The 19,605-nt window shown below is 44.8% G+C and carries 18 protein-coding genes; 13 read left to right on the forward strand and 5 right to left on the reverse strand.

Annotated elements, in window-relative coordinates; all coding sequences use genetic code 11:
• The first annotated feature begins 56 nt into the window (after positions 1 to 56).
• Positions 57 to 1,373: an adenylosuccinate synthase gene (locus MSG38_RS22865; RefSeq protein WP_010434108.1), complete on the forward strand. Its 1,317-nt coding sequence runs from the start codon at positions 57 to 59 to the stop codon at positions 1,371 to 1,373.
• Between the two features lie 299 nt (positions 1,374 to 1,672).
• Entirely contained in the window at positions 1,673 to 2,308 is a 636-nt protein-coding gene (locus MSG38_RS22870) for a tetratricopeptide repeat protein (RefSeq protein WP_017063177.1), read from the forward strand.
• 128 nt (positions 2,309 to 2,436) lie between these two features.
• Here MSG38_RS22870 and MSG38_RS22875 read toward each other — a convergent pair whose 3' ends face one another.
• Positions 2,437 to 3,846 (reverse strand): amidohydrolase, encoded by a 1,410-nt coding sequence (locus MSG38_RS22875; RefSeq protein WP_060983117.1) that lies wholly within the window; start codon positions 3,844 to 3,846, stop codon positions 2,437 to 2,439.
• A gap of 247 nt (positions 3,847 to 4,093) precedes the next feature.
• Here MSG38_RS22875 and rnr point away from each other — a divergent pair, with 247 nt between their 5' ends.
• The 5 genes from rnr (at position 4,094) to rplI (ending at position 9,293) form a co-directional block, all read left to right on the forward strand.
• Positions 4,094 to 6,595 carry a ribonuclease R gene (rnr, locus tag MSG38_RS22880; RefSeq protein ID WP_050647227.1) on the forward strand — a complete coding sequence of 834 codons (2,502 nt, stop codon included), beginning with the start codon at positions 4,094 to 4,096 and terminating at the stop codon, positions 6,593 to 6,595.
• 178 nt (positions 6,596 to 6,773) lie between these two features.
• Positions 6,774 to 7,514, forward strand: a complete 741-nt coding sequence (gene rlmB, locus MSG38_RS22885) for a 23S rRNA (guanosine(2251)-2'-O)-methyltransferase RlmB (protein ID WP_017063180.1) — start codon at positions 6,774 to 6,776, stop codon at positions 7,512 to 7,514.
• A gap of 558 nt (positions 7,515 to 8,072) precedes the next feature.
• Positions 8,073 to 8,462 (forward strand): 30S ribosomal protein S6, encoded by a 390-nt coding sequence (rpsF, locus tag MSG38_RS22890; protein ID WP_004741278.1) that lies wholly within the window; start codon positions 8,073 to 8,075, stop codon positions 8,460 to 8,462.
• A 112-nt stretch (positions 8,463 to 8,574) separates the two neighbouring features.
• On the forward strand, positions 8,575 to 8,802 hold the full coding sequence (rpsR, locus tag MSG38_RS22895; RefSeq protein WP_000090472.1) for a 30S ribosomal protein S18: 228 nt from the start codon (positions 8,575 to 8,577) through the stop codon (positions 8,800 to 8,802).
• A gap of 38 nt (positions 8,803 to 8,840) precedes the next feature.
• Positions 8,841 to 9,293: a 50S ribosomal protein L9 gene (rplI, locus tag MSG38_RS22900; RefSeq protein WP_048610692.1), complete on the forward strand. Its 453-nt coding sequence runs from the start codon at positions 8,841 to 8,843 to the stop codon at positions 9,291 to 9,293.
• Positions 9,294 to 9,471: 178 nt separating this feature from the next.
• Here the strand turns inward: rplI and MSG38_RS22905 are convergent, their stop codons facing one another.
• Positions 9,472 to 10,356: a DUF481 domain-containing protein gene (locus tag MSG38_RS22905; RefSeq protein WP_050652213.1), complete on the reverse strand. Its 885-nt coding sequence runs from the start codon at positions 10,354 to 10,356 to the stop codon at positions 9,472 to 9,474.
• 176 nt (positions 10,357 to 10,532) lie between these two features.
• On the opposite strand from MSG38_RS22905, the gene MSG38_RS22910 reads away from it, so the two are divergent.
• Genes MSG38_RS22910 through MSG38_RS22920 form a run of 3 tightly spaced genes read left to right on the forward strand, consistent with a single transcriptional unit; the run spans position 10,533 to position 14,245 of the window.
• A complete protein-coding gene (locus MSG38_RS22910) occupies positions 10,533 to 11,924 on the forward strand; it encodes a replicative DNA helicase (RefSeq protein WP_016767560.1) in 1,392 nt (463 codons plus the stop codon).
• Between the two features lie 6 nt (positions 11,925 to 11,930).
• The gene (alr, locus tag MSG38_RS22915; protein ID WP_248369865.1) at positions 11,931 to 13,016 is read left to right on the forward strand and encodes an alanine racemase; all 1,086 of its coding nucleotides are present in this window, start codon (positions 11,931 to 11,933) and stop codon (positions 13,014 to 13,016) included.
• A 23-nt stretch (positions 13,017 to 13,039) separates the two neighbouring features.
• Positions 13,040 to 14,245 (forward strand): BamA/TamA family outer membrane protein, encoded by a 1,206-nt coding sequence (locus tag MSG38_RS22920; protein ID WP_102447833.1) that lies wholly within the window; start codon positions 13,040 to 13,042, stop codon positions 14,243 to 14,245.
• A 117-nt stretch (positions 14,246 to 14,362) separates the two neighbouring features.
• Here the strand turns inward: MSG38_RS22920 and MSG38_RS22925 are convergent, their stop codons facing one another.
• Positions 14,363 to 14,782 (reverse strand): secondary thiamine-phosphate synthase enzyme YjbQ, encoded by a 420-nt coding sequence (locus MSG38_RS22925; RefSeq protein ID WP_248402706.1) that lies wholly within the window; start codon positions 14,780 to 14,782, stop codon positions 14,363 to 14,365.
• Between the two features lie 326 nt (positions 14,783 to 15,108).
• On the opposite strand from MSG38_RS22925, the gene pgi reads away from it, so the two are divergent.
• Positions 15,109 to 16,761 carry a glucose-6-phosphate isomerase gene (gene pgi / locus MSG38_RS22930; protein WP_017632690.1) on the forward strand — a complete coding sequence of 551 codons (1,653 nt, stop codon included), beginning with the start codon at positions 15,109 to 15,111 and terminating at the stop codon, positions 16,759 to 16,761.
• Between the two features lie 152 nt (positions 16,762 to 16,913).
• Here the strand turns inward: pgi and MSG38_RS22935 are convergent, their stop codons facing one another.
• Both MSG38_RS22935 and zur read right to left on the reverse strand, forming a co-directional pair.
• Positions 16,914 to 17,375 carry a chemotaxis protein CheX gene (locus MSG38_RS22935; protein WP_017059940.1) on the reverse strand — a complete coding sequence of 154 codons (462 nt, stop codon included), beginning with the start codon at positions 17,373 to 17,375 and terminating at the stop codon, positions 16,914 to 16,916.
• Positions 17,376 to 17,392: 17 nt separating this feature from the next.
• On the reverse strand, positions 17,393 to 17,851 hold the full coding sequence (gene zur / locus MSG38_RS22940; protein WP_017059941.1) for a zinc uptake transcriptional repressor Zur: 459 nt from the start codon (positions 17,849 to 17,851) through the stop codon (positions 17,393 to 17,395).
• A gap of 612 nt (positions 17,852 to 18,463) precedes the next feature.
• On the opposite strand from zur, the gene MSG38_RS22945 reads away from it, so the two are divergent.
• Together MSG38_RS22945 and MSG38_RS22950 are read left to right on the forward strand one after the other, a co-directional pair.
• A complete protein-coding gene (locus MSG38_RS22945; RefSeq protein WP_248402707.1) occupies positions 18,464 to 18,757 on the forward strand; it encodes a pyocin activator PrtN family protein in 294 nt (97 codons plus the stop codon).
• A 441-nt stretch (positions 18,758 to 19,198) separates the two neighbouring features.
• Positions 19,199 to 19,582 carry a hypothetical protein gene (locus tag MSG38_RS22950; protein ID WP_248402708.1) on the forward strand — a complete coding sequence of 128 codons (384 nt, stop codon included), beginning with the start codon at positions 19,199 to 19,201 and terminating at the stop codon, positions 19,580 to 19,582.
• The last annotated feature ends 23 nt before the right edge of the window (positions 19,583 to 19,605 follow it).

The raw sequence follows: 19,605 nt of genomic DNA on the forward strand, positions 1-19,605 counted from the left end.
AAGAAGTGTGATTCAGTGCTAGAATCCATTTTTAATTAGCAACAGAAATTGGAAAGATGGGAAATAACGTAGTCGTTCTAGGCACCCAATGGGGTGATGAAGGTAAAGGTAAAATCGTTGACCTTTTAACTGAAGATGCAAAATACGTGGTTCGCTACCAAGGCGGTCACAATGCAGGTCACACACTTGTAATTGACGGTGAAAAAACCGTTCTTCACTTAATTCCATCAGGCATCCTACGTAATAACGTTAAATGTGTTATTGGTAACGGTGTAGTATTATCGCCTGACGCACTTCTAAAAGAAATGAAGCCTCTTGAAGATCGCGGTATTCCAGTACGTGAACGTCTTTTCATCTCTGAAGCTTGTCCTCTAATTCTTCCGTACCACATTGCAATCGACAACGCGCGTGAAATCGCTCGTGGCGCTAAAGCTATCGGTACAACGGGTCGTGGTATCGGTCCTGCTTACGAAGATAAAGTTGCTCGTCGCGGTCTACGCGTTGGCGACCTTTTCGATAAAGAAGCATTTGCTGAGAAGCTAAAAGAAGTTATGGAATTCCACAACTTCCAACTAGAGCACTTCTACAAAGCTGAAACAGTAAGCTACGAAGAAGTTCTTGAGCAAGCGATGAGCTACGCAGACATGTTAACTGCGATGGTTATCGACGTAACTGACGAACTAGACGCAGCACGTAAGCGCGGCGACAAGATCATGTTCGAAGGTGCTCAAGGTACGCTACTAGATATCGACCACGGTACTTACCCATACGTAACGTCTTCTAACACGACTGCTGGTGGTGTTGCTGCAGGTTCTGGTTTCGGTCCTCGTCACATCGGTTATATCCTTGGTATTACTAAGGCTTACTGTACTCGTGTTGGTTCTGGTCCATTCCCAACTGAGCTATACGATGGCCTTGAGAAGCAAGACCCAGTTGGTAAACACCTAGGCGATGTTGGTCACGAGTTTGGCGCAACAACTGGTCGTCTACGTCGTACTGGTTGGTTCGATGCTGTTGCTATGCGTCGTGCAATCCAAATCAACTCTCTATCTGGTATGTGTCTAACTAAACTAGACGTTCTAGATGGCCTAGAAGAACTAAAAATCTGTACTGGTTACAAGATGAAAGATGGTTCTATCCTAGAAGTTTCTCCAATGGCTGCTGAGTCATTCGAAGAAGCGACGCCAATCTACGAAACAATGCCTGGTTGGTCTGAAAACACATTTGGTGCTAAATCTATCGACGCGCTTCCACAAGCTGCTCTAGATTACATCAAGCGTATCGAAGACCTAACTGGCGTTCCAATTGATATCGTATCAACTGGCCCAGATCGTAACGAAACTATCATCAAGGTTCACCCATACGGCGCGTAATGCCCGTTGAGTGATTACCACAGCACATAAAGTGCTTTGATAATTAAATAGTTTTCTAAAAGCCGACTTTATTAAGTCGGCTTTTTAATACCTGCAATTTAGCCGTTCACTCTTTGATGGTGATCTTTTAAGCGTCATCAGGCAAAATATTGCCCATTAGCGGCAAGTTTTGTCTAAAGCCGTCGGGGTTATTGCCGATACAGATATCATGGAAAGTGAAGTTCACCCTGTTTTGTGCGTGTAGAAATCCTCTGCACCCCTCAATAGATAACTTTAGCGACAGATAATAGAGTGCAGGTATGAAGCTACGAATTGTGGCAGCTTCATTAATAATGGCGCTGAGCTCACCCTTGAGTCATGCAAATTTGGCTGATGTGGGAGAGCCCGTTCCAATATATACAGAAGCTGAACTGATTAATTTAATCGAAAATAATCAACATCTAGAACGAGTGAAAGCTGATAAGTGCCAGTTAGTTGAAGATATCGTTGCTCGTGCAACGCGTATTAGCTTGCCTTCTTATGAGTTTTTATATGGTGATATGTTGGCTTGGGGTGTGTGTGTTCCACAAGATGTAGAGCTTGGCCTTTACTATATGGAAAACGCGGCACATCAAGGTTTACCCGCTGCATTAGAGCAGTTAGGTCGTTATTACTCTCGTGGTACTTTGGTACAACAAGATCAAGAGCGTGCGATTCCGTATCTACGTGAAGCAGCCTCGATGGGTAACTTAAGTGCGAGTATTCACTTAGCGGAACTCTTGTTACGTGACTACGGCAGCCCATTGGATTATGAAGATGCTTACCGTTGGTTGTATAACTCGGTAACGGCAGACCAAAGACAACACAGACGTATCACTGTGCTTCGTAGTGGTCTGGAACAGAGAATGCCAGACAATATTATTGCTCGAGCAAAACGTCGAGACGTGTTCTGGTAATACCGAGCCAAAAAACTGTAATGATCCCTGCACTCATTGTTACAGGAAATAAGATTTAAAAAGCCCCGCCTAACTGAATTAGTGCGGGGCTTTTTACGTTTAGATGGTCATGCTATTCGATAGCGAGCTTATTGAACAACCTCACCAGACTCAATGACCGTTTCACGAACAACCTTGGTGAAATCGAGTGCTTCTTGACGAATCTTGTCTTCGTCTACCGTTAGCATGTCGCGGTCTTGCATGATGATCTTGCCATCAACGATGGTGTGACGAACGTTACCTGAGTTTGCTGAGTACACTAACGCTGAATATGGATTGTACACTGGCACCATGTTCGGAGCCTTAGTATCGATCACTATGATGTCCGCGAGCTTACCTGTTTCAAGAGAACCGATCTTATCTTCCATGTGTAGCGCTTTTGCTGCGCCCATTGTCGCCATGTCGATCACTTTGATCGGCGGCATCGCAGCACGATCTTTATTAACTAGTTTGTGAACCTTAGCGACTTGGTTGAACTCATCAATGGTGCTCAGTGTGTTACCAGACATTGGGCCATCAGTACCTAAACCGATACGCACGTTCTCGTCATACATCTTAAGGGCAGGTGATACACCTTTTGCTGACTTGATGTTAGCACTCATGTTATGAGCCACACCCATATCCGATTTCTTCACCAGTTCGATATCATGATCGTCAACGAGGATCATGTGTGCACCCACCAAGTTCTTGTTGAGTGCACCAATGCTGTCCATGTATTGAACCGGAGATAACCCATCAGAACGCTCTGCGATTTTCTCTTCTTCACGGTGTGATTCTGCAAGGTGAATCATTACTGGCACATCTAACTCTAGGGATAGCTTAGATATTTTCTGCAGGATCTCTGTGGTGTTGGTGTAAGGCGCATGCGGGGCAAACGCTGGTGTGATTCGCGGGTGATCTTTGTATTCTTCAATAAAATTCAACGCGTACTTAATGCCTTCTTCGGCGTTAGCCGCATCGGCGACTGGGAACTTAATAACGGTTTCACCTAGGATGGCACGCATACCGATCTTATCGACGGTTTTTGCGACTTCATCTTCGAAGTAGTACATGTCGGCGTAAGTTGTCACACCGCCTTTCACCATTTCAACGTTACCTAGGTTGGCACCAATGCGTACCATGTCTCGCGATACTAGCTTCTTCTCTAGTGGGAAGATGTAGCGGTGCAGGCGATCTGGCACATCATCGGCCAACGAACGGAAAACTGTCATTGATACATGAGTATGGGTATTGATGAGACCTGGCATAACGATATCGCCATCCACGTCTAACACTTGCTTAGCTTGGTACTGCTTCTCTAGTGAAGCATCTCCAACCGCAATGATTTTGTTGTCTTTGACCACAACAGTACCGCTTTCATAAACCGTTTTGTCTTGGTTCATGGTCAGAACCATCGCATCGGTAATCATCAGGTCAGCTTTTTCCATTGCCGAACTTGCGAATGGGAACAGAGCTAGGCTCGCCATAGCTGAAGCCAATAAAGTGCGTTTTAGTTTCATATCATACTCAGAACAGGAGTTGGTAAAGTGCGTGGATAATAGTGTATTTCATTCATGGCGCAAACGTTTGTTTTATCGTTTGCTTGAAATTTTGATGATAGTCCACGTCTATGAAGTGATGTTTCACAAAGTGAAGATATGTATCAATCTGAGGTTATTTGAGTGTTTTCTAAAGCATATCTGTAGCTTACCCCTAGCATCAGATATACTAGGGGTATATACCTTCCTTGCTTAAGCAGGCCCGCCTATGTCAAAAAACACACCAACGTCAGAAAATACGACAGCGACAACCACTGTTGATCCTTTTGCCGACCGAGAGTCGAAAAATTACGATAACCCAGTACCAAGCCGAGAGTTCATTATTTCGTTTCTAACAGACGCGAATATTCCGATGAACCGCAACGATCTATTCGAAGCTTTGGGTCTTGCTGGAGAGGAACAATATGAAGGGCTGCGTCGTCGTTTACGTGCAATGGAGCGTGATGGACAGCTTATCTTTACTCGTCGTCAGTGCTACGCATTGCCTGAGAAGATGGAACTGATCAAAGGCTATGTGATTGGTCATAAAGACGGTCATGGTTGGGTGCGCCCAGACGGCAGTGTGGGTAAAGACAACGATATCGTTCTGCCGCATCATCAGATGAAAACCATCATGCACGGTGATTACGTATTGGTTCAGCCTACTGATAACAGTAAGCGTGGCCGTCGTGAAGGTCGTTTGGTTCGTGTGCTTGAAGAGCGTAAAACGCCACTTGTTGGTCGCTTCTTCCTAGAGTACGGCCATTCTTACGTTGTTGCTGATGATTCGCGTATTAGTCATGACATCCAGATCCCTACTGAGCATAAAGGCGGTGCTCGAATGGGTAATGTGGTTGTGATTGAAATTACGGATCGCGGTGGTCGTTCTCGTAACATGATGGGTAAAGTAACCGAAGTTCTTGGTGAAAACATGGCGCCGGGTATGGAAACGCAGATTGCGATCCGTACTCACCAGATCCCACAAGAGTGGCCTGAAGCAGTAGATAAGCAAATCGAAAACCTCGGTGAGCATGTTCCTGAAGAAGCAAAAGAAGGACGTGTAGACCTGCGTAAACTGCCATTGGTTACCATTGATGGTGAAGATGCGCGTGACTTCGATGATGCGGTTTACTGCGAAGCGAAGAAAGGCGGCGGCTGGCGTCTATGGGTAGCGATTGCTGACGTAAGTTACTACGTTCGCCCAGATACAGCGCTAGACAAAGAAGCGATTAACCGTGGTAACTCGGTATACTTCCCGTCACAAGTTGTCCCAATGCTGCCTGAAGTGCTTTCAAATGGTTTGTGTTCATTGAACCCTCAAGTAGACCGTTTATGTATGGTGTGTGAGATGACTATCTCAGACAAAGGTAAGCTGTCGGGTTACAAGCACTACGAAGCGGTAATGAACTCTCATGCTCGCCTTACTTACAACAAAGTAGGCGCGATCTTAGATGGCAATGAAGAACTTCGTGAGCGTTACGAGCCAGAAGTACCGCATCTTGAAGAACTGCACAAGATGTACAAAGTGCTTAAGAAAACGCGTGATGAGCGTGGTGCGATAGAGTTTGAAACGGTAGAAACCAAATTTATCTTCAATGCGGATCGTAAGATCGACCGTATTGAACCGGTAATCCGTAACGATGCACACAAGATCATCGAAGAGTGTATGATTCTGGCGAACATCGCATCGGCATCTTACGTAGAGAAAGCGAAAGAGCCTGCTCTGTACCGTGTTCACGAAACTCCGGGCGAAGAGCGCTTAATGGGCTTCAAGAGCTTCTTAAGTGAATTAGGTTTAACGCTGGAAGGTGGTCTGTCACCATCTCCTGTAGACTACGCGCAACTGATGCAACAGATTAATGAACGTGAAGACCGTGAGTTAATCCAAACCATGTTGCTGCGCTCAATGAAACAAGCGGTCTACAACGCGGATAACGCGGGTCACTTTGGCTTAGCCCTTAAACGCTATGCTCACTTTACCTCGCCGATTCGTCGTTACCCTGACTTGCTATTGCACCGTGCGATTAAGTACCTTATTGCGAAAGAAGGCGGTCGCAACAGCGAACGTTGGACGCCAACCGGTGGTTACCACTACACTTTCGATGATATGGACTTCTACGGCGAGCAGTGTTCAATGACTGAGCGTCGTGCTGATGACGCAACACGTGAAGTAAACGACTGGTTGAAGTGTGAATACATGCAAGACCATGTCGGCGAAGTGATGGATGGCGTAATTGCCAACGTGACTGGTTTTGGCTTCTTTGTTCGTCTAACTGAGCTGCACATTGATGGCTTGGTACATATCTCAGCGCTAGCGAATGATTACTACCAATTTGATGCTGTTGGCCAGCGTCTAGTGGGTGAAAGCTCTGGTAATATCTACCGCTTGGGTGATTCGGTTAAAGTGAAGGTTTCTGCGGTTAACTTAGAAACTCGTCAAATCGACTTTGACTTAGAAGACACCGATCGTCAGCCGCGTGGTAAAGGCAAAACAGCCAAGAAGCGTGCAGCAGAAGCGATGAAAAAGGCGAAAAGCAAGAAGCGCTCAGCAGTGAAGAGTAATAAGCCAGGTGTATCAGCGAAGCCTATGGTTGAGCCAACTAAGCGACCTGACGGAAGCAGCGAAGGCCCTGCTAAGAAGAAAAAGCCAGCGAATAAAACCGGTGCTGCTAAAGCTCGCGCTAAGAAAAAGCGTGCTGCAAGCCGTAAGCCAAAGGCTGATAAGTCTTAAGACTGATAGATCTTAAGGTTAAATAAGGCGCTTTGCTAATCAGGTTTAGCGCCTAACTGATTTAATTTAATGCGAGAGTATCAGGCGCAAGACGCATACTCTCGAAATGAACAACACAGAGAGGGATGCATCGGCATTGATGTCATTCTTCTCTGAGCAATAAGAGTAACTTGAGACAATGAGTAACGAATTTATTTACGGTATTCACGCGGTGAAAGCCGTACTAGAAAAAGATCCTGCACGTTTTATCGAAGCGTATGTATTGAAAGGTCGCCAAGACGAGCGCCTTCTTCCATTACTGAACCAACTGCAACAGTTTGGTGTGTCGATTCAGCAGATGGGCCGTAAGCCGCTGGATGAAAAAGCACAAGGTGCGAATCACCAAGGTCTTATTGCTAAGGTGAAGCCTGCTAAGCAGCTTAATGAAACTCACCTAGACGATATCCTAGCGCAGCACGAACAGCCTTTGCTGTTGGTTCTAGACGGCGTAACAGACCCTCACAACCTAGGTGCTTGTCTACGTAACGCGGATGCCGCAGGTGTCGCTGCTGTTATCGTACCGAAAGATCGCTCTTCGCCGTTAACCGCAACGGTAAGCAAGGTTGCATGTGGCGCAGCTGAAACGGTTCCGCTAGTACGTGTAACCAACCTAGCTCGCACAATGCGAGCACTGCAAGAGCAGGGCGTATGGTTTGTGGGTACGGCAGGTGAAGCTACGCATGATATCTACCAAGCGAAGCTAACAGGCCCTCTTGCGGTTGTTATGGGGGCAGAAGGTGACGGTATGCGTCGTCTAACGCGTGAAACCTGTGATGACCTAATTAAGATTCCAATGGCCGGCAGCGTGTCGAGCCTAAACGTTTCGGTAGCATCAGGCATCTGTCTGTTTGAAGCGGTACGTCAGCGCCTAGCTCAATAGAGTAAAGCTGAGTCAAAAGGCAAAACGACTTTAAGTCTATGAATTTATTAACGCTCACCACTTGTTGGTGGGCGTTTGTTTTTAGGCTGTTATGGCAGAATCGATTGGTTTATCAGATGGCAAGGGGCTGTTGCTCTTTCGTGGTTGAATTTTGTTCGAGATAAAATCGTTTTAGGCGCGGCGAAGAGTATGTAGCCTAGTCATTCTAAGCAAATATTCTTCAACAAAGCATAAAACGATTTTAGCCGAACCCTTCGGGCAGTCTTTGTGGTTCATTTCTACTGCGTTATCGGCTTTTTATGTAGGCTAGCTACACGTCAAAGCCTCTGCCTTGTATAAATTTCCCACAAAGAACTGCAAAAGCCAGCTCGAAAGATTAACAGCCCCTAAATGGCGAAAGAAAAACTGTTTCATTATTCGCCAAATACCACTTGCCAATACAGGGTTCTTTCTATAATATTTGCCGTCCTTAAAACTCGGTCATTTATCTTTAGTTCCTTGCTTCCTCTGGACGACCGGGCCACTCGTGGAAGCTAATAATCCGTAAGGAGCAACCAAATGCGTCATTACGAAATCGTATTCATGGTTCACCCTGATCAAAGCGAGCAAGTTGCTGGCATGATCGAGCGTTACACTGGTTCTATCACTGAAGCTGGCGGTACTATCCACCGTCTAGAAGACTGGGGTCGTCGTCAAATGGCTTACCCAATCAACAAGCTTCACAAAGCTCACTACGTTCTTATGAACGTTGAAGCTGGTCAAGAAGTGATTGACGAGCTAGAAACTGCTTTCCGTTTCAACGATGCAGTTCTACGTAACATGATCATGCGCACTAAAGGCGCTGTGACTGAGCAATCTATTATGCTTAAGCAAAAAGAAGAGCGTGCAGAGCGTGCTCCTCGTCGCGAAGAGCGTACAGAAGCTAAACCAGAAGCAGCTGCTGAGTAATTCTTTTTTGGCTTAACGCCTTAAAAAATTCTCAACTTGTTTTAGGTCATTGATAGTTATTTCGATAATTGTGAAAGACCGCTTTACTAAATTTAAGATCAGGAGATAGCCCATGGCTCGTTTCTTCCGTCGTCGTAAATTCTGCCGTTTCACTGCAGAAGGCGTACAAGAGATTGACTACAAAGACGTAGCAACTCTTAAAAACTACATCACTGAAGCTGGTAAAATCGTACCTAGCCGTATCACTGGTACAAGCGCTAAGTACCAGCGTCAACTAGCTCGCGCTATCAAGCGTTCTCGTTACCTAGCTCTACTACCGTACACTGACAAGCATCAGTAATCGGTAATAGTTAATAATAGTTTAAGAGGACTAAGATAATGCAAGTTATTCTACTTGATAAGATCGGTAACCTAGGTGGCCTTGGCGACCAAGTAAACGTTAAATCTGGTTACGCTCGTAACTTCCTTATCCCACAGGGTAAAGCAGTTATGGCAACTAAAGACAACGTTGCTATGTTCGAAACTCGTCGTGCTGAACTAGAAGCTAAAGTTGCTGAGCAACTAGCTGCTGCTGAAGCTCGTGCAGAGAACGTTAACACTCTAGAAGGCGTTTCAATCGCTTCTAAAGCTGGTGACGAAGGTAAACTATTCGGTTCTATCGGTACTCGTGACATCGCTGACGCTATTACAGCGGCAGGTGTTGCAGTAGCTAAGAGCGAAGTACGCCTACCTGAAGGCGCTCTACGTAACATCGGCGAATTCGAAGTAAGCATCCAACTTCACTCTGAAGTTTTTGCTACTGCGAAAATCGCTATCGTTGCAGCTGAGTAATTTCAGTACCAAGACGAATTCTTTCTTTTGAAAGTTTTAAACACCAGCTTCGGCTGGTGTTTTTTTATGTCTGGAATATAGGAGTATAAGGAAGGGCTACAATCGGTAAAAAGCTTATAGTGATCCATAAGCTGTTATTGCTGAGCAAGCCGTTCTCAAGGTTAGAAGTGGCCTAAGATTAGAATTGGAATAGCAAGTTGATCGATAGAACAGAGTCTTCTTTGCTTAACCCTTCAGGCACTTTATCGTGGTACTGGCGAGAGTGTGCGATCTTCAGCGCGATATTGTCAGTGATATCATTGATGGCTTCGAGTTCAGTATCAAACTTTAGGTTACTGTGACCAGAGACAAGCGTCACGTCGGCCTTGAGCTGCAAATTCTTCAATACCTGCCAAGACGTATTCACGTTGCCACGGAAAATTGCCTCTTCAACAATCTCTGGGAAGATGATGTCATCGTCGTCTAATTCATCAAGGTTAGGTTCTTGGTAACGAAAACCTGGGCCCACTTCGACTTCTAACACAAACTTTTCGGTATTTGAAAACTGGTAACCCAGACCACTCGAAATTGTGTAGTCCTTAAAGTAAGCACTGTATCGCGAGTCGACTCCTTTAAAGCTGCCGTAAAGGTAGGTTTTAGGGCTTAACTTGTAGTCACTCTGAGCTGAGTAAGTCGATTGCCTTTTATCCTCTTCGCCATCTTTGTAGAGGTTGTAGTATTTCCATTCACCACTGGTTCTATGACGGCCAGCCGTGTACTCACCGTTAAGGCGTGCGTTAAGCGAACGTGAATCAGAATTACCAGTATGCGACTGATATCCAAATTCAACTTCCGTTTTTAGCGGGCTCGGCAGTTCTGTATCACTAGCATCACTCGGTGCGATATCCATATCTTTTTCTTCAGGTGTCGGTGCAACGACGATCGGCTCAGCAGTAGGTTCTGGAACCACTATAGAGTCGAGGATTGCATCAACAGAGGCTTTAGCATCATCAGCTAAGGCCATTGGAGCGCTCAGGAGGCCAGTGCTTAGAAGACCAGTGCTCAGAGCCAATAATTTGGACACGCATACCTCTAGTTATACAGTGAATGAATGGCAGGATCGTAATGCTACCCTTGGTTAATTCCGTCAGCAATAGGTAAATTCTTCCTGAAGAATAAAACAAACTCATAGGATCGGATTACAAACGGATGTTCTTGGGTATAATGAACGATCATTATTAGTTATTGAGTGTAGTCATAGTGGATACCAAAAGTCAGAAATCAGCCAACGATCAGGTGGACGCCATCAAGGTCCCGCCACATTCATTAGAAGCTGAGCAATCTGTTATTGGCGGTTTGTTATTAGATAACGAACGCTGGGATACAGTTGCCGAAAAGGTTGTGGCCAAAGACTTTTATAGCCGTCCTCACCGTCTGATCTTTGAAGCGGTAAAGGATATCCTTGAAGAAAGTTCTCCTCTGGATCTTATTACACTCTCTGAACATTTAGAGCTGCGTGAGCAACTTGAAGAAGTGGGTGGCTTTGCTTACCTTGCTGACTTAGCGAAAAACACACCAAGTGCCGCAAACATCAATGCGTATGCGGATATCGTAGCGCAACGTGCACTTGTTCGTAGCCTGATTGGTGTCGCGAATGAGATTGCTGATTCTGGTTATGACCCTCAAGGTCGTACATCGGAAGAGCTGGTTGATCTTGCTGAAAGTAAAGTCTTCGCGATTGCCGAAGGCCGTGCAAGTGAAAACGAAGGTCCACAAAACGTTGATAGCATTCTAGAGAAGACGCTAGAACGTATCGAGATCCTATACAAAACGCCGCAAGATGGTGTGACAGGTGTCGATACTGGCTTCAACGACCTCAACAAGAAAACAGCAGGTCTACAAGGCTCTGACTTAATTATTGTTGCTGCTCGTCCATCGATGGGTAAAACCACATTTGCGATGAACTTGTGTGAAAACGCAGCGATGAAGCAAGACAAACCGGTTTTAATCTTCTCGCTAGAGATGCCAGCCGAACAGCTGATGATGCGTATGCTTGCGTCACTTTCTCGCGTAGACCAAACCAAGATTCGTACTGGTCAGCTAGATGATGAAGATTGGGCTCGTATCTCGTCGAGTATGGGTATTCTGATGGATAAGAAGAATATGTATATCGATGACAGCTCGGGTCTAACGCCAACAGAAGTGCGTTCTCGTGCTCGACGTATCGCTCGTGAACACGATGGTATCTCTATGATTATGATAGATTACCTTCAATTAATGCGTGTACCTTCGTTATCTGATAACCGTACTCTTGAAATCGCCGAGATTTCTCGCTCATTGAAAGCGCTGGCAAAGGAGCTGAACGTTCCGGTTGTGGCACTTTCTCAGCTTAACCGTTCCCTAGAGCAACGTGCTGATAAGCGCCCAGTAAACTCGGATTTGCGTGAATCAGGTTCGATTGAGCAAGATGCCGATTTGATCATGTTCATCTATCGTGATGAGGTTTATAACCCAGATAGTTCCTTGAAAGGCATTGCTGAGATCATCCTTGGTAAGCAACGTAACGGTCCGATCGGTTCGGTTCGTCTTACGTTCCAAGGCCAACACTCCCGATTTGATAACTATGCAGGCCCTGCATTTGATGATGAGTAATCGCTAATGACTTACATGAAAGCGGCGACGGCGAGCATTGACTTAAACGCGCTCGAACATAACCTGAACCAGATAAAGTCGAAGGCTCCTCAGTGCAAGGTCATGTCTGTTGTGAAAGCCAATGGCTACGGACACGGCTTACTGCATATAGCCAGGCATTCAAAAAGCTCTGATGCTTTTGGTGTAGCGCGTATTGAAGAAGCGTTACAACTTCGTGCTGGTGGCATTGTTAAACCTATTTTGTTGCTGGAAGGGTTTTACTCTTCGGGCGATTTACCCATCCTGGTGACCAACAACATTCAAACCGTGGTGCATTGTGAAGAGCAATTAAGCGCGCTAGAGAATGCAGATTTGGAAACACCCGTTGTGGTATGGCTCAAAGTCGACAGCGGCATGCACCGATTAGGTGTTCGCCCTGAGCAATACCAAAACTTTGTTGAGCGTTTGCATCAATGTGCGAATGTTGCTAAACCTCTACGTTACATGAGCCACTTCGGTTGTGCTGATGAACTGGATAGAGCAACCACTGTTGAACAGACAAAGCTTTTCTTATCTCTTACCGAAGGTTGTGAAGGTGAGCGTTCACTTGCTGCCTCTGCGGGTTTGCTCGCTTGGCCAGACAGCCACCTTGATTGGGTTCGTCCGGGAATCATCTCTTATGGTGTCTCTCCGTTTGTTGATAAATCGGCGCAAGAGCTTGGATTTTTGCCTGTGATGACCCTGACCTCACACCTAATTGCCGTTCGCGATGTGAAAGCCGGTGAAAGTGTGGGTTATGGCGGAAACTGGACCAGTGAGCGTGATACTAAGGTTGGTGTTATCGCGATTGGTTATGGTGATGGCTATCCTCGCACTGCACCTAACGGCACTCCAGTGTTCGTTAACGGTCGAAAAGTACCGATCGCAGGACGTGTATCAATGGACATGCTAACGGTCGACCTTGGCCCTGATGCTGCAGATAAAGTCGGTGATGAAGCGACATTATGGGGTAAAGATTTACCTTCAGAAGAAGTGGCAGAACATATCGGCACTATCGCGTACGAGCTAGTCACTAAGCTGACTTCGCGTGTTGCGATGGAGTATGTGAAGTAGCTATGGATCTTGTAAACTAAATGATGTTCAAGCGAACTACTCGACACTGGCTAACGTCAGTCTTGGCGTTAGCCAGTGTCAGCTTTTCTTCTTCTGTCTTGAGCGAAGAAAAAGATTCAGCCTTTGTCCCTTTCTATTTTAGTACTGAAACTTTGGGCAATACCTTTGGGGTTGCGGGTGTCGCAAAGGGCGTTTGGCAACCTCAAGCCGCTCTGTTTGGTATGGCACTCTATTCAGACAAAGACAGTTATGTCGGTTTTCTATCGGCCTTTAACTACGCTTTGTCTGAGAATGTTTTATTCAGTACTCAGATGTACCAAGCGCGCTTCAACGACAATCCTTATTACATAGGCTCTCAAGGCGATAACGATTCATCTATTGATGATAAAACCATTGCCGATGGCTTAGAACAGAACTATCAGTTTGAATTCAAGTATTTGCTACCTTGGGGCAATGTTGCAGAACATGGCTTGTTAGGGGCTTTTCAGCCAATCAAAGATGTGAGCTTTGCTTCGCCAGTCGAGTCGGGTGTCAGTTCGATTATCTTCACGCCTTTCTATACCGCTCGTGAACTGGAAGGTTTAAATAATACTGAAGAGGCGACAGGCTTTAGTCTGGCATTGGATTGGGATAACCGTGATAGCACACGTAACCCAACCACGGGCTCTCATACTAACCTGGAATTCACCACCGGAGCAGAAAGCTGGTCTAACGATGACTTGTGGCTCAAGTGGACCTTCCAAAACAGTCAGTACTTCGCATTAGGCCCTTTAGGTGACCTGTTCGACCAACAAGTCGTGGCACTCGATTTCTATACGGCTGACACGCCTACATGGGATAACTGTTCTGGGCAAGATTGTGCTCGTCCACCGGAAACGGAACAAGCTCGACTTGGTGGTTTATATCGCTTACGAGGTTATACCGGAGGTCGCTACCACGGACGTTCTGCGGTTCATTACTCTGCTGAGTACCGAGTGATTCCTGACTGGCAACCTTTGGGTGATATCCCATTGATTAATTACTATGATTTGCCTTGGTGGCAATGGGTAGCGTTTGCCGAAGTCGGGCGCGTTGCGGATGAGTACGACATCAAAACACTGCACTCAGACATGAAATGGAGCTTAGGTGGCGCGGTGCGTTTCCAAGTGGAAGGCATTGTTGTACGTGCTGAGTTGGCGCGAGGTGGTGATGAAGGGACCTTTAGGGTCATGATCAATCAGCCCTTCTAAAGCTTTCGGCCTACAGTAGGCCAAATACTATTTTTATAAGAGTGGTTGTGGAAACTCACCACTCTTTTTTATTAACAAGATATTGTTTTTATTAAGGAGACCTTGTTTTCAAGCAGTCTACTCACCTTGCATCGTAGCAATCACAGTTCGGCTTCCACTACAATCTCGGTGCTCTCCTAAGTAAATGCCCTGCCATGTACCTAAAGCTAAACGACCATTGCTAATCGGTATTGTCACACTGGTGCCAAGTGTCGATGCTTTAATGTGGGCAGGCATGTCATCATCACCTTCATAGGTGTGTCTGTAGTAGGGCGCTCGCTCTGGGACAAACTTATTAAAGTGCGACTCCATATCGGTACGGACGGTAGGATCAGCGTTCTCGTTTAGCGTGAGGCTGGCAGAGGTATGTTGGATAAAAAGATGTAATAAACCAACAGATAGAGAATTGATATCGTGTATCTGTTGTTCAATTTCATCAGTAATGAGATGAAATCCACGCTTTCGTGCATTTAGGTGTATAGTCTTCTGAATCCACATACGCCATCCTTTATAATGTATTTGGAAAAAAAGTGGTTTAACGCTATCTTTTGAACTTGAATTTATCAGGTATCGCTCACATTTAATTATGTTAGAGCTAGAGTCTGTACCGATTCTTCTGTCAGGAAATCTAATCCTGATTTATCTCAAGGTACAGCTCTTCATATGCGGCATAATACGTCGTGAAAAAAAATTACAAAGAATCTTTCAGTGGTGACGCGGTTTGGTCATCACAGAAAAATATAAACTTTCGCCTAATCGGGGGTTCTATTCATCACCCAGGTGACGTTTAGAATAAAACCTACAGTAACATCGGGATAGATACCATGTTGAAAAATATCAACCCAACGCAAACACAAGCGTGGAAAGCTCTAACGGCACATTTTGAGTCTGCTCAAGATATGGATATGAAAGAACTGTTTGCTCAAGATGCAAAGCGTTTCGAGAGCTTTTCTACTCGTTTCGGTTCTGACATCTTAGTGGATTACTCTAAGAACCTTATCGATGCTGAAACTATGCAGCACCTATTTGCTCTTGCGAACGAGACTGAAGTTAAGTCCGCAATCGAAGCAATGTTCGGTGGTGATGCAATCAACAAGACTGAAGGTCGTTCAGTACTTCACACTGCTCTACGTAACCGTAGCGACAACCCAGTAATGGTTGACGGCAAAGACGTAATGCCGGCAGTGAATGCAGTACTAGCAAAAATGGAACTGTTCACACACCGCATCGTTTCTGGTGAGTGGAAAGGTTACACAGGTAAAGAGATCACTGATGTAGTTAACATCGGTATCGGCGGTTCGGACCTTGGTCCATACATGGTGACTGAAGCTCTAACGCCATACAAAACTCGTCTAAACATGCACTTCGTTTCTAACGTAGATGGCACTCACATCGTTGAGACTCTTAAGCCTCTTAACCCAGAAACAACGCTATTCCTAGTGGCATCTAAAACATTCACGACTCAAGAAACAATGACTAACGCGCACTCTGCACGTGATTGGTTCTTGGCTGAAGCGGGTGATAACGCACACGTAGCTAAACACTTCGCAGCACTATCAACGAATGCAACTGCGGTCGCTGAGTTTGGTATTGATACTGACAACATGTTCGAATTCTGGGACTGGGTTGGTGGTCGTTACTCACTATGGTCTGCAATCGGTCTTTCTATCTCACTATCTGTTGGCTTCGATAACTTCGTTGAGCTACTAGAAGGTGCTCACGAGATGGATAACCACTTTGCTTCAACTGAGTTTGAAAGCAACATTCCAGTAATCCTTGCGCTTATCGGTATTTGGTACAACAACTTCCACGGCGCTGAGTCAGAAGCAATTCTTCCTTACGATCAATACATGCACCGTTTTGCTGCTTACTTCCAGCAAGGCAACATGGAATCGAACGGCAAGTTTGTTGACCGTGAAGGCAACCCAGTAGAGTACCAAACAGGTCCTATCATCTGGGGTGAACCTGGTACAAACGGCCAGCACGCGTTCTACCAACTGATTCACCAAGGCACTAAGCTGATCCCATCAGACTTCATCGCGCCTGCTATCAGCCACAACCCAGCATCTGATCACCACCAGAAGCTAATGTCTAACTTCTTTGCTCAAACTGAAGCGCTCGCTTTCGGTAAGACAAAAGAGACAGTAGAAGCTGAATTCCTAGCTGCGGGTAAAACAGCTGAAGAAGTTGCTGAGCTAGTACCTTTCAAAGTATTTGAAGGTAACCGCCCAACGAACTCAATTCTTGTTAAGCAAATCAACCCTCGCTCTTTAGGTAACCTAATCGCGATGTACGAGCACAAGATCTTCGTTCAAGGCGTTATCTGGAACATCTTCAGCTTCGACCAATGGGGTGTAGAGCTTGGTAAGCAACTAGCAAACCAAATTCTTCCAGAGCTTGCTGACGATGCTCAAGTAACGTCTCACGACAGCTCAACGAACGGTCTAATCAACGCATTTAAAGCGCTTAAAGCTTAATTGAGTTGATAGCACCAAAAAAACGCCAACCTTCGGGTTGGCGTTTTTGTATCTGTAGAGCAAGAATTGCTTAAATCGCAGGTAATAAAAAAGGCTGGCATTACGCCAACCTTCTTTGATTCGATACTCAGTACTGCTAGAAATAAACAGCGTTATTCGAAGCAGATCTCGATGAAAGCATTACCCCATTGAGATGAGAAAGGCATGATGATGATTGCCCCATCACACTTGTGACGAATCGTATGACCTTTACCGGAAACCACGATTGGCGTTGCCATATCGAAGTCAAAACCGCTTTCTGCAAGAATACGTTTTGCACCGCCAGTCACCATGTTAGTGATTTCACCCACCATATCGGTCACTTCTTCGTTGAGGCCGTTTGGTCGTTCACCGAGCATGTTTTCCATGATTTCGAGAGCGAGACCTTCATCAAAGGTGATCGACATCGAACCACGAGATTGTGTACCAACCATACCAATTAGGCCGGATACATCACCACGAGCGATTTCATCTTTCTTAACTCTCGGTTTTTGTGGCTTCAATTCTAAAGAAGCCATCGTTTTTAATACGTTCATCAAAGAAGCTAAAAACGGGTTTACAAATTCAGCGCGCATAATGTTCTTCTATAATCTTATTCTTTCATCTCAGAGGAGCAAGATTGGCAAATGCCATGCGATTCAATGACATGATTCGTCAATTGAAAGCCATGCTTCTCAGCGTTACTGGCGAGTAGGGTGACAAGCGCATCGTCTTGCAGTTCTATCACAGTGCCACATTTATCGCAGATCAGTAGTTGGGAGAAATGTTTGTTGGCATTGCAAGAACAGCAGCATATGAAGCTATTGGTTGACTCAACTCGGTGAATGAAACCTTGTTCCAACAAGAAATCCAAAGCGCGATAAACTGTAGGAGGCTTGGCCTGTGGTTCACTGACTTTCAACTGCTCTAATAATTCATAAGCACTGGAGGCTTTCTTATTAGAGAGGATGAGCTCAAACACTCGCTTTCTTTGAGGTGTTAATCTAACGCCTCGCGATGCGCATATCCCTTCAACTTGCTCTATTAATGTGTGGTCCAAATTTTTCACCATTCAATCGGACATCCCTAATCAAACCTTATTTCTAGGTTACTACGTTTTGGGAGCCAATGATTTCTATTAAAGTCAGGTACAGAGCGTATTGTGACCCACGACTTTGAATAAGACAAGGTAACTCAAAATGACAGTGTGACTCAAGGCATAACTGATTAATGAGGTTGAATTAGAGATCTGGTGAATAGGTTTATAAAAAAGTGTGAGGCAAAGTTCATATAGCACAAATAGGGCATAGCATTTACAATAGCCGACCTTGCTTTTGCTGGGTATTCCAGCATATTTTTTTGACTCGCTACTAGGGTACTTTGCCATGACACATTCATGTAGGTTGTCTGTCGCTCCAATGCTCGATTCGTGCAACTGTAGATAAAAACTCCATAATAACAGTGCCTTAGGTTTTCCCTTTGTATTTAGGGGGTAAATTGGGGGCAAATACTAGATTCGGTCTCTTCGATATCCTTCACACTACCTTCAAATCTCATATTATTGCCCCCACAAAAAAAATCGACTTATTTTCAAAATAAATTTGGATTCTTGCTCAAAAGTTTGTAATAGCTATGAGTATGAGCAATTTTGCTTATACGTTCACGTCATCTACAGAGGTAAAAAATGGCAGGACGTAAGACTCGTAGTACCAATAATCTTTTATCCACTAAATCAATGCTTGCTGGAATGTTTGGAATGAAGCCTTGTGTCTCCTTGGAAGAGGTGACAGAAGAGTTCTTGGATATATCTTTCAGTACAGCTCAACGTAAAGCACGCTTAAATGAACTCCCTTTTCCAGCCTTTAGACTAGGTTTAAGTCAAAAATCACCTTGGTTCATAAATCTAGATGATCTTGCCGAATATATTGACGAGCGCAGTTCTACGGCTCGTACAGCATGGAAGAGGGCGATGGTATGAATCTTGGTAATATGCCTATTCTCAACCCAACGTTCGCACTACCTAGCGATGACAAGATCATTTTGGAAGATTTCGTTCGCGGATTGGTTCACAGCCCTTATTTTATACAATTAGTTTTGAACTTGTCACGAGACGCTGTGGGTAGTTCAATAAACCTAAGCGGGTTAATTAATGAGATGACAATCTTTGAGGGTTCAGGATTTTTGCGTTTTATTGAACTGACTCAATTTCATTCAAGTGATGAGTTGTTCTCTAAAGAATTTATGTCTTTTATAAGACTAAAGCGGTGACTTACCTATTGTACCATGATTGGTTTTCATGTCATTTTTATCTTTTAAAGTCAATAGCTTGGAATTATTTGCTTACATTTTTATTCCCTAAGATTGCTTTTAATGTGGCATCATTCTCAGCAAGTTAATTCAACGTAAAGGAACAAAAATTATGAACACAGGAACTTACCAAACGAGCTTTGAAAAAATGCAGACTCTACGCGCTCATCATCTTAGGTATGTAGATCATTATGCTGAGATGCTACATGACTTTAGAGAGCATTTGTTAACTGCGGTGAAGAGTGACGATTTGTGTGCTGTTGATAAGCATGACTTTACTACATTTGCTAGCCATCTGAATGAGGTTGTACATTGTGCAATGTTCGGTGGTGTGTTGTCTTCAGAAACAGAAGAGTACCTTCGTTATCGTCTTGGGATGGAGTTGATTAGCTACCATGATGAAGGTGACACTGGAGCGTTTGAGAGTCTAGAAGAGCTTTGTGAGTGGATGGATGAAATGTTTGGAGTAGATTTTAACGTTTACAAAACTCACTAATATGTAAACGTTAGAACCTATTA

It is taken from the genome of Vibrio sp. 1CM24A, assembly GCF_023161725.1.
Classification (GTDB): domain Bacteria; phylum Pseudomonadota; class Gammaproteobacteria; order Enterobacterales; family Vibrionaceae; genus Vibrio; species Vibrio coralliirubri.